Below are 12786 nucleotides of genomic sequence, written 5' to 3'. Positions count from 1 at the left end.
TCTCTCAATTCTTAGCATCTGCTGCATCTTTAGCTCAAGGAGTCAATCTTTTCTAAGTTTGAATATTTCATAGTTCGGGTAACTCAAAAGAATCCCTATCGGCATAAACATCGGTATAGCCTGCCCTTATTAGAGAAACATATGATATTGGGTTTTCAGCATGACGATAAACAGGGAGCTCAAACATGGCTGCAAAAAGATCATAGTGCTTATTCATTGCAGCACCGACACCTCCAAAAACAGGACCTCTTTTCTCTCTGGGGATTTGTGAAAGAGGGTCTGCGGCTGAATATGCTACATAAAGCCAATTCTCTTCACTGTTTGGTATTTCAGGTGCGCCCATTGTAGTCCCCTTTACTGAGTAAATTGAAATCCCCAGCAAAGAAGTCCCGCTATAAGCCAGTATAATGGGTTCCGAACTAGATTCATCGGCAGAGTCAATTGTATCAATTATTTGTGCCAAAATATGCTTAGATTCTTTGAGGTTGATCATATCTGCAAGTTCTCTCCAAAAAAGTAAGGTGTTATACTCTCTTACCTTTTCTTCCTTTAACTTGTCAGTTTTTGAATTCTCGATCACAAAACTCGAACTTGTAGATTCATATTTTTTAGAATCACTGTTCCAAAAAAGCAGTTTCGGAGGACTATAAGCTTCTACATCATATGCCCCATCAGGTTGTTTACACATAAGTCTTGCCGTATCCCAAGCTCCTTCCCAATAAGTTTTTCCGGCTTCATCCTTCTTCCATACTCTTTGTACTACCTTATAACTTTGACTTTTTTCGTCCACCATAATCTGTTGCTTTTTAATCTGAACAGTCTTAGGTTGCTGCAACTTGAATTGTAAAGCCTCATCTCCTTTTAAATCAGCCTCTTTCTCCAAACCAACGTCATCATTCACGTTAACTCCTCTCTTCATCTGAAAGGTAGATTTAACTCTTCCTTGTTTCTTCTGTACCACATGCCAAGCCTCATGTGGCAAGTGTTTATCTTTTCCTGGCCCCAAATGAATATCCGTCCCTTGCGCATAGGCATGTGCTTGCAACTGAGCTGGTTTATCTGAGTTGCGATATACTTTTACATCATCCAGTGACATCCCAGACAGGTTTTCCATGCCTTTTTTTAAATTATCAGGTAACCCAGTGTTATTTTCTTTCTTTTGGATTGTTGGCTGCTGAGAAGAATAATTATCAGTAATTGATTGCAATTGAGGAGCTTGTTTAGCTTGTTGGCTGCTGTTAGCCATATCTTGTATAGCTTTCAACTGCATTGCTCTCGAACTATTATTAGCCATCTCTTGCAACTTGAGTTGTGCAACCGCTTCAGGTCTATTATCAATAAACTGAAAAGTAGACCCACCACCCCTCTCCATTTGAGAGTCCACAGCAGAAACTGATTGGCTTTTATTCTCCTCGGTTTTGTCAGCGTGAGCATTCATAATTCTTCTTTTAGGTTTTGGTCAATTCTGACTAACGTTTTATTAAAGTGTTAAAAATAAGCAATTTGTACTTATTAGTCCTTCCTTATTTTTTTCAATCGACCTATCCTTCCATTAGCTTAAGGAGTTCTGATTAACGTTTTATAAAATGTTGAAAATCAGTAATTTGTATATTATCGATTTTCATTAATTCTTTCAATTTATCTACTCTCCCGTTAGCTTGCGAAGTCAATGGCTTAGCTATATGGGGAATTGCCCATAACGTTAAATGTATGAATCGTAGCTTTGGTCTGTGCGTTTGCATTGTGTGGCTATGATTTCAAATTATGCTATCTCTCGTTTTTATAAATCCATTCATTGAAAAAGCCATCTAGCTGAATACCTGATGATTCCTCAAAGGCTTTCTGAAAGTCAGTTGTTTCAACAGACTCCCCAAAATATTTGGCAGTATAAAATTTAATTGCGTCCCAAAATATTTCATCACCCATTTTTTCTCTTAATAGGTGCAATACATAAGCTCCCTTAAAGTAGACTAAGTTTCGATCATCGTTTGATGGGTTTGACCAATTCGCAAAAACCAGAGACTTATCGTTACCTCGGTTTTTTATAGCTTCATATACTTCATAGTAAGAATCTATATCGGATTGATACTTTTTCTGGCCGAAGCGATATTCATTGTAAGCTGCAGACAGGTAAGTCGCCATTGCTTCGTTAAGCCAAAAGTGATTCCAACTCTTACAAGTAACTCGATTACCCCACCATTGATGAGCCAGTTCATGTGAAATCAAATTTGTTTCAGTGCTGTCTTGCAATACCAGCTTTCCATAGGTGTCTTTCAACGTTGAATAACCTGACATCTCTTGATAATGATTTCCAATGAGTATTTGGGAATACCTGGATTGATCATATTTCACACCGGATTTCTCTTCAAAAAAAGAAATCATCGTGGGTGTTTCTTTGAAGATGGTCATAAGCTGGCCGGAAGTATAATCTTGTGAGTAGTATCTAAGTAATACTTCTCCTGATTTTTCTTCCGCTTGATTGAAATTGCCAATGGCAAATCCATAGGTGTAGGTGGGTGATTCATAATTCTGTTGATAGGAATATTGTATTTTACCATTCTTTCGCACCTGGCTCACTAGCTGGCCACTAGCAATACAGTCTTTATCCGATGGAATAGATATATTCAGATGGAACAAGGCTTTATCTCCGGGTGAGTCATTGCAGATCATCCATTGGCTTGTCGAATATATCGTAAAGGTTTGTCCGCGGTCCGAGTCGAACAAAAGCCCATTTGTCGGATTCCCATGATAATCAATCGTTAGTTCGTTTTCCTTTTTTTCTCTTTCCGACAATTTGATGATTAAACTACCATCCCTATTCTCAAAACCTACAACATTGTCCCCAGTCACCTTATCAACTCTAAGGTTTCCAGACTTAAATGCTACAGAATTAGCATCATTTTCGATTTGAAACTTAATGACAACAGTACCGCTAATGTATTTCTTCTCAATATCAGGTTCAATTGTCAAGTGATAGCTAATAACATCTAGTTCAAAATCATTAGGGCTGGCTTGAACAGATGTTGTTAGCAAAAGTACTATTGAAAAGATGGATATATTCTTAGTAAACATATTTTTAATGAGAGATAACGCCACTGTATAAATTCGTTGCAGATTTTCGGAGCGCGCTAATGTCCACCGTTGATGGTGTTGGTTTGGAACCGGATGCCGGACACAAACACTTCAACCGCAATACTTTATATTGTGTGTTATAGCACGTTTTTATTCTTTCTTTGTCGATTTAGTAAAATCTCCTTTTGCCCATTTCTCTTGTAATTCAAGGTATTTTTCCCTTGGTTCACAGCTCAGCCAATTTATATTGTTCTCTCTACAAACTTTTGTGTGAAAAATCAGTCCAATAATTGGATGTCCTAAGATGAAAATCAAAGCCCAATGTCCAAACCAATATGTCAAGGCAAACGAAACTCCTACATAAAAAACAAATTTTCCCGGAATTTTCCATTTCGGTCGTACAAACCGTCCATTATGGAAATAACCTGCAAACCAAATTGCTGTGGCTAAAAGTAAATATGCAATTTCGATATTTCTCATTCTTTTTCTTCTTTCTGATTTAGGTCGTCAAAAAGAATAGTCTCGATCTTCTTATCATTTATATTTTCTCCTATTGATTTTGAAACCATTTCAATGTCAGGCTTTTTAAAGGTACTTGGGTGTTCAAAAACGCTCAATTTGCTCTCTTCTTTGTTTTTATTCTTTCGGATGGCTCTAATTAAAAGAAACACAATAAATGAAATTGATATGATTAGTATTAAAGTTTTCATTATTTTTTTTATTCGTATTGGTAAAAAGCCATACAAGTGTTTTTATATGTCAAATTGTCTTGGTGCGAGTCTGTCATAAAATGTGCTATAACGTTCTAGGCTATGCGTAGTGCGGGATTTCAAAGCACTTCACTTTCCGTTTAGCCGTTAGTTTATTAAATGTAATTATTTTCATATCAGCACTTCCGCCCGCATTACGTATAAATTGTTGGCAAATCGTTTTTATTCTTTTTTAATCAGCTTTGGTAAACCACTATGCTTAATAAAAAGTAACCCGTCAAACCTGTCTTTAGCAATAAATTCAGCTGTATTTCCATTGTTTTCCATTCCTAGAAGTAGTTCGCTGGTAAAATCGTTTTTATTGTATGTTCGTAAGTCCAATACATACTTTTCTTTTTGAAATTGGTCAAGGTGGTAAGCTAGATAGTTATTGTCTTTATGCTCAAAATCAAAGGTTCCGTTATAGTTTAGGTTTTTTCCACTGTAAACAATTGTTCCAATTGAATAGTATTTATCAGCAAAGGCATTTTTAAGACTGTGTCCCATCCAATTCACATTATAGTTTGGTTTTGTCTTGTTTTCAATATGACTGTTTTGTCCCCAAATAATGATTTTTGATTTAGGGTTTGCTTTCTTTAAACCATTTTACTTTTTCAAATAATGATTTATCTCTAATGTTATCCGCTACTGGCCAACTCATTATCTCACCGATATTGATTTTTGAATACGTATCTATAAAAATTTCATTTGATTTTTTCAAAGCATTAATTTCATTTTTTGTCGCCCCTGAATTAAGTAATTCATTTAAGTTTTTATTCAAAAAATCGTTATAACTATTCAAAAAGTCAATAAATCTGTCTCTTTGTTTGTAGAAAGACAATGTGTCATTATCGTTTTCATATTGATAGAGGTTATTAAAACTTCTCATTTCCAATAGAACGGATTTTGCCAATACAGAATCCACAGATTGAACAATTTCGGTCATTCGCTTTATTAGGTAGTTTTGCTGTGGTTGACAATCAAAACCTTGTATTTTTAATTCACCATTTTGTGATTTTACATAGCTTACAAGATTTTCAATTTCTTCTGAATTGTAGTAAAAATTTGAGCTAAAAACACTTGTGAATTCTCTAGTAGATAGTGAGTCCAATTGCTCCCAAGCCAATGCAGCATCTCCATATCCTGATTCAAAAAGCACTAAATCAAATCCTAATTCTTGATGTAAAAATTTAACTAATTCTGTTTTGGCTGTAAATACTTCTCCAAGTCCGTGAGTATTTTCTCCAAGTGCAATTATTTCTACACCTTTTAAGGACTCTTTCAATCCCGATAGATTTTCAAACTTTTCTAAATCTGAAGTAAATTCAATTGTCGAATTAAAATTAGTTTGTGCGTTGCAAGAGTAGAAAGCTAGAACTATTATAAATGTTAGAATTTTGTTCATTCAGTTTTTTTTAAATGTTTGCCAACGTTTAGGCATATGGCTTGGTGGCGGCTTTAGAAGCGCTTTCCTGTTTACCTACACCAAACTTATTTAAATGTACTAAATTTTCTTTTCCCTCTGAACCCGCCATAAGCTATATGTAGTGTTAGCCTCTTGCTTTTTATTTTTTGAAACGATTTTCTAAATATTCCAGAAATTCTATTCTCCATACATTATAGTCATGACCAGAGACGAATTCCTTAAACTGCACTTGGATTTCATTGTCTTTCAGCTTGTCTAAAAACTCAATATTATTATTAAAAATACTTTTTTCATACCTTCCTGCCCCCATATAGAACTTAGGGTATTCATCAAACTCAAATTTTATCGGACTGATCCACTGTGCCATTGAGGAAATATAATCTGCTGTTGAGAATGCAATTATTTCCTCAAATACATTTGGCTGATTTAGTCCAGCGTGCATGCAAAAAGCGGCTCCGTTAGAAAACCCAAATAAATACCTTTTACCTTCCCAGTTTTCTGTTTCCTTCTCAATTGAATGTATTAATTCTTTGTAAACAAATCTTTGATGTTTTCTAAATACTTCATTATCGTCACCACCTTTAACATATTCTTTATATCTATTTGATGAACTGGAATGGATGCCTATTAACTTTATGGGCCTTATTTTATTAGTTGTGATTAGACGGTCTATATATGGCGCATAGTCTTTAACTACCGAACCGTCTGTAAAATAAATATATGGAATTTTTGAGCTTACACCCTTGGGTGTATATACCGTTATTTCTCTTTCTTCTTCTAAGAATTCACTTGTCATACTTTTAGTAACCAGTGAGCCTGTGAGTTCTTCATTTTTGAAATAATTGCCATTTCGATTTTTGCCTATCCATAGAAATTGGTCTCTCTCTTCTATTGCGTCATGTTGATTTAGTTTCACCAGATGGCTTTCAGGCTCTAATTCAATCATCCGTTTTAGTGAGTCTTTTTTATGAACAACAATATCGTAAGTAAATATTGCCTCATTGAGATTTGGGATTTCTAAGAATCCCTCAAATATTCCAGTGATCGTATCTTTTGTTAAAGTTTGATGAAGTCCTTCAAACATCTTGAACTGAACAACATCTGCATCTCCGTTATAATTGATTACCAGTTTTTCACTAACAGTATCTTGCTTTATTCTCGCAGAATTTGATTGACATGAGATGATTAGGCTGATAAATATTATTTCTATGAATAGGTTCTTCATTTTTTTTCGCTTGAGGCTAACGCCTGTATATGAATTGTAGCATTTTGACTGCAATATACGTTCAATCTACCATTAAGCCAATCTTCAGGATTGGCGATGGCAAGTAGCGAAGAACTATGACAACCCACTAAACCACTATGATTTCATATTCCATGTTGGCGGTTTGTTATTTTAATTTACGTCTTTTTTGCTTATCCAGGAGGAGTCTATGCTGTTTCAGTTCATAAGAACCACCTATACCTTGTAGAATGTCTTCATAGGGCATTCCGTCTTTTGCATATTCGACATAAATAGAAGGGATACCGTAATAGGGGTCTGTTTCCATGTCATATTGAACAATATAGTCGTATGGTATTCTCAAATATTCATGATAATTAATCAATTGATAATTTTTATTATTATCTCTTTCATCATTAGCGTAATTTAAAATATCCCAATTGCCGTTTTTATCAAATAACACTCTTCCACCTCCGCTTATTAACTCTATACCATTGTCATAAAAATCCCAAAAATCCCCTTTAAACCATGAACTAATTTTAGTTGTAGGAGCATCGTCAACTTCTGGCCATTTGTTATCATCAACAGACCTAATTAGAACGCTATGATATTTAAATTTAATCCATGGTTCGTACCAAGACCTTTCCCAATGCTCTCTAGGGAGTTCTATTAATAAGTCTTTTTGAAGTCTTTTTTTAAGGGCTAAATTTCTTTTTAATCTTGTGGAATTAGAGATAGATTTCTTGCTATTATGAGAGTTATTTTCAGCGGTAAGAAGATTAGAAATAGTCTCTAACTTGTTGACTGGAAATGTTTTTATTTGTCTTAGTAAGTCTTCGAAATCTAAGATATGACTTTCCGGATTGAACGTAAATGTGTCAGGTACTTTTAGTGTTGTGTAACGTTTCTGTTTTTTACCAAGTACAATTATGAAAAGTTTATCATAGGTTATGTTTAATTCCTTTTCGAGAAACTTATTTATAGTCTCCTGTATTTTTTTAGTTGTTTTAGTTGAAGTTACCTGAATGCAAACGGAATTGAACTCGTCCCCCAAGTCAATTGCTGGGTAATTCATTTTTAGTGAATTCAAGTTTTTGAGCTGGTAATTAAAAATCGTATTAAGAAGTTCACATATACTATCTTCAGACAAATGATGAGCATCATATAAGCTCATAGAGCTAAGATTCCGAAGTTTAACTTCCCAAATAGAGAATTCATTAGAAATATGTTTTAATTCTGTTTCTCTTTTATTCATTGTAAACTATGTCCCTTTACTGTACCATCCTGACCGCTAACGTTTAGGCTAAAAACTGTGGCGGATTAAATCCTCCCCACGTTCCAGCTTAAATAAAGGTAGCAAAAAGAGAGTATTTTTCAATTACCTGCAAAACCGCCATTGTTTTTAGCTAGTGTTGCCAATTTTACTATTTTATTAGCTTGTAGTCGTTTATTAGAATTTGCGCTGATAGATTTAATCTTACAGCCAAGTTGCGAACCATATCCACGGTCAACTTTTTCTTTCGATTAAGAATTTCAGATACCCTACTTTTTCCACCAATAACACCGACTAAATCCTTCTGTTTCAAATCCATTTCCTCCATTCTAATTTTAATTGCTTCAATGGGGTCTGGGGCATCTATAGGGTAATGTTTTTTCTCATATTCATCAATAAGAAGTCCTAGGATATCAGCTTCATCACTTTCTGGAGTTCCTATTTTAGCATCAAAGATTTCTTCAAGTCTGTTGAGGGCCTCTTGATATTCGCTATCTGTTTTTATAAGTTTTATTGTCATAATTATCTATTTAAATGTTGTTGGCATCAATTTTATCGTATTCGGCATGCGTTCCAATAAAGCGGATAAATATCCACTGCTTTTCAAAATTGAACTTCACCACAAGTCTGTAAGAATTTCCTTTGATGTTAAATACAACTCGTTCATCTTTTAGTATACTAGCATTTGCATAGGTGTTTTTAACATCATTCGGGGTTTTCCATTGACTGTTCATAGCTGTATCATACCATGTTTTGAGATATTGTTCAGAGTCAGCATGTTTTTCCCAAAATTCTCTTAAGGTTCTTTTAGCAAATATTCTATCCATGTAAAAGTTTCAAAATTACAACAAAGATATAAATTTAGTTCTTAAAAAGAGAACTTTTATTAAAGGATTTTGACAAGCAAAACATTTGTTTTAAAAGCTGAATTGAATGCATTTAGCTTCTTGTGTACATGAAATGCAGAGTAGTAAGATTATAACATAATAGGGTATTTCACATTACAGATTATTGTTGGCAACGCCACTGTATGAATCGTGGCGGTTTGATATAGTTAAACTTTCAAGTACAAGATAGCCAAATCTGTGATTTGGCCAACCAAATTTTGTTCGACACCGGCCAAATCGCAGATTTGGCGGAGCTTCCAGAAAGCAGAAAACTATCGTACACCACTGACCCGCCATGATTTCATACTGAATGTTGTGGTGCGTCTATTTCCACCAGTTTGATTTTTGACCGTTGTAGTTAAAGTCTTCCCAGCCATATTGAATGAATTCTTCTTTTATGATCGTGAAATCATCGTTCATGTCTTTGGTCGAATACAAAGGTTCACAATAAGGAAGGCGTTCGTATAGTCCAGCAGGATGAAAAGAGAATATTACCGTTCGTTCAACGTCAGAGTTGTAGCGTTTCCAAGCGCCTACAAAAGTGTTTGTGAAATTTGGTTCGTCACCAGAAGAGGTTTTGAAAATCTGAATTTGATTGTTTATACGATAGAAAACAACAGAGAACGTTCCTCTGAATTCACCGTCACCCTCCTTTAAGCCAGGTTCACGAAGGATGTAGTCAAACACTCCGATGTACAACGTGTCAGATATATAATCCTGTTTGCGATAAAACACTTTCCGAAGGTTGAATTCACCGTTCAAGTTTTGGATGTTATTGCCCAGCTTGCTTTTGCCAGTGACTTCATATGTTCCTTCTTTTTTGCTGGCCATCAGATGAAAGTCTATTCTTCTGTATTTGGGTCCAAATACCCCAATGTACGTTGATAGTGGATTTATCTGAGTTTGATTGGATAGAATATTACTCAAGTCCCATTTATCAAACTTGGACTTATCAATTTCTAGAAAACCTTCAATGTTGCTTACTGAGTTAGCCCATTTGTTGACAAGTTCCTGCCCGTTCGTTTGAATGTTGAAAAGGAAAAACGTAAGAGTTAATGCAAAAATGTATTTCATATGAGTTTGCCCCGATGCACCACAACGCCTAGCTATGATGAGTGGGGCTTAGAAACAACTAAGCTTGCCATCCGCACATAGCCACGCCTTGATTTAAAATTAACATTTGTGGCGGACTTTCCAATCCCTACAAATTTCCTGACTGATGAAAACCCATTCATACATAGCATATGTTATGAGTATTTTAATCAAATGGATCACTCTTCATTCCGCAGTTCATGCACATTACTCCGTTCCAAGGGCCGTAGCTCCCACAATTCGGACAACTCCATGAGATATGCGGATTTTCATTTGTTGGAGTTATCCCAGCCATTCGACCATCAGATACCATTGCAAGATCATTATCCATTGTGTTAACAACCTTCCATCTATTAGAAACACGAATATGTAATTTACCGTCTACGTCTTCTGATATATCTGGAACTTTTTCATTAGTTGTACCTAATAGAGCTATTAAATCATCCTTTGTGATTTTGCCGTCTTCAAGGTCTATCATAATTTTTCCAATGACCTTGTCGCGATCCTTTGCTTTTGTAATGGATTCAAACTTCTTTCGAGCAATCGATCCTTTCTTAATTATTGAATCTAGTATCGCAATAAAAGCTGGAGATGGTTTATACAGAGTTATACTTTTTCGACTGTTGCAGTTGCTATGCGAAGGCACCCAATTCTCAAAGGCGTTCACTTCAAACTCCTTGGGTAAAGCGTAATGTTCTTTTACCCAATTCAACTCATCTTCTTTCTCTTCTAAGTGTTCAGGTATGACATGATCAACAGTAGTTTGTTGAATTTCTAACGGGTCTCCACACCAATAACAGCAATAACCGTGAGTTTCCCAGACTGCATATTTTTCAGAATACGTAAATTTATGTTTAGCCATACTAGTTACTCATAACGCTATGCCTATGATGAGTGTGGCTTAGAAAACACTAAGCTAGCCATCCGCACACAGCCACAGCAATTAATAAATTTACACATTGTGGCTGACTTTCCAAGTGCCCCCCAAATTTCCTGACCGATGAAACCCCATTCATTCATAGGTGATGTTAGTAGCTTTTTTTAATTTTGTCATAGAATAGGAAAACCAATATTCCTATTGCAATAGAAACACCTCCCAAAATGTAATCCGAGTTTGAAGTTGCCATGGTAATTTCTCTACTAATTGTCTCATCCTTTGAAAGATATTCAAATCCGTTAACTGAAATTGATGTCAAAAAAACATTCTCATCTGTTCCTACTAAACTCTTTTGATACCTAGGGATGCTCAGTCTTACTTGACTATCACGTTTATAGTTATACTCAAATTGTTGTTTATTAAAAAATCTTAGATAGTCCGCTTTTACTTGAAATTTAGTTGGATATCCGTCCAAATATATATAATACTGACGTCCGTTTCCTCTCCAACCTGTATTATCCTTAAATGAATAATCAGTAATTGTCCCATGAAGGTCGATTAGGTCTTCCGTTGATTGCGGTCTTTCCCGTATCTCGTGTTCTACGATAAAATAAATACCCAACCCGATCAAAAATAAGGATCTAATATATCTGTCCGTTAAGAATTTCATTTGCAAGTTCTGGAATTGCTACTAACGCCACTGTATAAATTCGTGGCTGATTAAAAGTATAAAAATTTCAGTTAACTACCGAGGCAATCCGCAGGATTGGCTTATTAAATTAATCTTCACCAATAAGTCAATCCTGCGGATTGACGGGCTTTCTACAAAGAGCTGAAGGAACAATGACCTACTAACAGCCATGATTTATACAGAATGTTACCCACCGTGTATTATATGTTTTGATGTCTATATATTTTATTGTCTCCCTTCTTAAAATCATTAAATGCCAGATTAAGAAATCGATTAACAGAGTTAGGTTTCTCATTGTCAGTTATACCTGCAATAGGATTGAGACATCGTTTTAAATTTTTCATTGAGTCGTAATAAAAAATACTTTCCAGAAATAGAATAAATTTAAAATTAAGCTTTGTTGATAAAGCCTCTAATTGGTCTTTATACTTATCAAGAAAATCTACTGACGAATTCCCTGTCATTAATGCATTTAAGAATTCAATGTTTGAGATATCAATAAACAGGACAGTATTTTTATTGGCGTAGACATTATTATTTTTTTCACTGATCTTGTCCATCATTTTTTTAAAAGAAGCTAGTTCTAACTTATTTGGACTTTTTTCAAATTTTAATGTGGTCAATTCTATTCCTAATTGATGATTTTCAAAATCAAAAAGTAAATCTGGTTCTTTACCGTCCTTTCCCCTTCTTACTGTGGATATTGCATTCTGATCAACCAATTTAATTAGCTTGCTATGAATTATGACTTCAAATTTTTCACCCCAGAAGTTTCTAAGGTTTTCTGAACTTTTTAGATTTTTAATGTATCTATTGGAGGATTTTATATCATGTTCTTGAATAGAGATAAGACTCTCTAAAAGCTCGAGATGAAATAATTCTACTTGCTTTCTAATTTCTAAGTCAGGAGTTTCAAGGTATTTTAAATATTTAGTTATCACTGATTCATCTCCTAATGAAAATTCAAACTTTTGATATCCTTTTAATATGAGAGTTTTTATATCCTGCATGAGTCAATGGTGGGTAACGCTATGGCTATGATGAGTGGGGCTTAGAAACCACTAAGCTTGCCATCCGCACATAGCCACAGCAATTAATAAATTTACACATTGTGGCTGACTTTCCAAGTACCTCCAAAATTTCCTGACTGATGAACCCCCATTCATTCATAGGTGATGTTGGCAACTTTCGTATTTTATTCATTAAGCAATTCTTCCTGACGAATTAGTTTCCTCGAAATATCAAAGAATACTTCTGAGGCATTATAATATTCACTCGGTTCAACAACAAATTTATCACAAAACCCAACTAAGGTCTGGTCATGAATTTTTGATATCTCAAAATAGTCGTACAAAATATTATACTCATCAGAGACATAAATAACTTTAAATGCAGTTTCTGTACTTAGCCCGTTTCCACTATAAACAATCAATTTTCGAAGCGCTCGAAATCTGCTTTGATATTTCAGCCATTCACTCTCAGGTCTATCGAGTTTAT

General features: G+C 34.9%; 15 protein-coding genes. All 15 read right to left on the bottom strand.

Annotated features, from left to right (window positions below; all coding sequences use genetic code 11):
* Positions 1-67 precede the first annotated feature (67 nt).
* Positions 68-1438 carry an eCIS core domain-containing protein gene (locus JKA74_RS00075; protein WP_201429100.1) on the bottom strand — a complete coding sequence of 457 codons (1371 nt, stop codon included), beginning with the start codon at positions 1436-1438 and terminating at the stop codon, positions 68-70.
* Positions 1439-1767: 329 nt separating this feature from the next.
* Complete coding sequence (locus tag JKA74_RS00070; RefSeq protein WP_201429099.1) at positions 1768-3072, bottom strand: M1 family metallopeptidase; 1305 nt, start codon at positions 3070-3072, stop codon at positions 1768-1770.
* A 150-nt stretch (positions 3073-3222) separates the two neighbouring features.
* Positions 3223-3552, bottom strand: a complete 330-nt coding sequence (locus JKA74_RS00065) for a hypothetical protein (protein WP_201429098.1) — start codon at positions 3550-3552, stop codon at positions 3223-3225.
* On the bottom strand, positions 3549-3782 hold the full coding sequence (locus JKA74_RS00060) for a hypothetical protein (RefSeq protein ID WP_201429097.1): 234 nt from the start codon (positions 3780-3782) through the stop codon (positions 3549-3551). The genes JKA74_RS00065 and JKA74_RS00060 overlap by 4 nt, the downstream gene beginning before the upstream one ends.
* A gap of 222 nt (positions 3783-4004) precedes the next feature.
* Positions 4005-4367, bottom strand: a complete 363-nt coding sequence (locus tag JKA74_RS20845; RefSeq protein WP_317193559.1) for an erythromycin esterase family protein — start codon at positions 4365-4367, stop codon at positions 4005-4007.
* Positions 4368-4401: 34 nt separating this feature from the next.
* Positions 4402-5226, bottom strand: a complete 825-nt coding sequence (locus JKA74_RS00050; protein ID WP_201429096.1) for an erythromycin esterase family protein — start codon at positions 5224-5226, stop codon at positions 4402-4404.
* Between the two features lie 160 nt (positions 5227-5386).
* Positions 5387-6472, bottom strand: coding sequence for an alpha/beta hydrolase (locus JKA74_RS00045; RefSeq protein ID WP_201429095.1), 1086 nt, complete (start codon positions 6470-6472; stop codon positions 5387-5389).
* Between the two features lie 166 nt (positions 6473-6638).
* Positions 6639-7724, bottom strand: coding sequence for an SMEK domain-containing protein (locus JKA74_RS00040; RefSeq protein ID WP_201429094.1), 1086 nt, complete (start codon positions 7722-7724; stop codon positions 6639-6641).
* Positions 7725-7893: 169 nt separating this feature from the next.
* The gene (locus tag JKA74_RS00035) at positions 7894-8262 is read right to left on the bottom strand and encodes a helix-turn-helix domain-containing protein (protein WP_201429093.1); all 369 of its coding nucleotides are present in this window, start codon (positions 8260-8262) and stop codon (positions 7894-7896) included.
* Positions 8263-8272: 10 nt separating this feature from the next.
* Positions 8273-8569 carry a type II toxin-antitoxin system HigB family toxin gene (locus JKA74_RS00030; RefSeq protein ID WP_201429092.1) on the bottom strand — a complete coding sequence of 99 codons (297 nt, stop codon included), beginning with the start codon at positions 8567-8569 and terminating at the stop codon, positions 8273-8275.
* 384 nt (positions 8570-8953) lie between these two features.
* Positions 8954-9703: a hypothetical protein gene (locus JKA74_RS00025; protein WP_201429091.1), complete on the bottom strand. Its 750-nt coding sequence runs from the start codon at positions 9701-9703 to the stop codon at positions 8954-8956.
* A 184-nt stretch (positions 9704-9887) separates the two neighbouring features.
* Positions 9888-10583, bottom strand: a complete 696-nt coding sequence (locus tag JKA74_RS00020) for an HNH endonuclease (RefSeq protein ID WP_201429090.1) — start codon at positions 10581-10583, stop codon at positions 9888-9890.
* A gap of 166 nt (positions 10584-10749) precedes the next feature.
* On the bottom strand, positions 10750-11268 hold the full coding sequence (locus tag JKA74_RS00015) for a hypothetical protein (RefSeq protein ID WP_201429089.1): 519 nt from the start codon (positions 11266-11268) through the stop codon (positions 10750-10752).
* A 221-nt stretch (positions 11269-11489) separates the two neighbouring features.
* Positions 11490-12299 (bottom strand): hypothetical protein, encoded by an 810-nt coding sequence (locus JKA74_RS00010; RefSeq protein WP_201429088.1) that lies wholly within the window; start codon positions 12297-12299, stop codon positions 11490-11492.
* Positions 12300-12484: 185 nt separating this feature from the next.
* A partial coding sequence (locus JKA74_RS00005; RefSeq protein WP_201429087.1) for a DUF4919 domain-containing protein occupies positions 12485-12786 on the bottom strand: 302 nt, incomplete at its 5' end.

Source organism: Marivirga aurantiaca, assembly GCF_016679925.1.
GTDB lineage: Bacteria > Bacteroidota > Bacteroidia > Cytophagales > Cyclobacteriaceae > Marivirga > Marivirga aurantiaca.
Note: the sequence above shows the minus strand (reverse complement) of the source record. Positions and strands in the feature narration are given on the sequence as shown.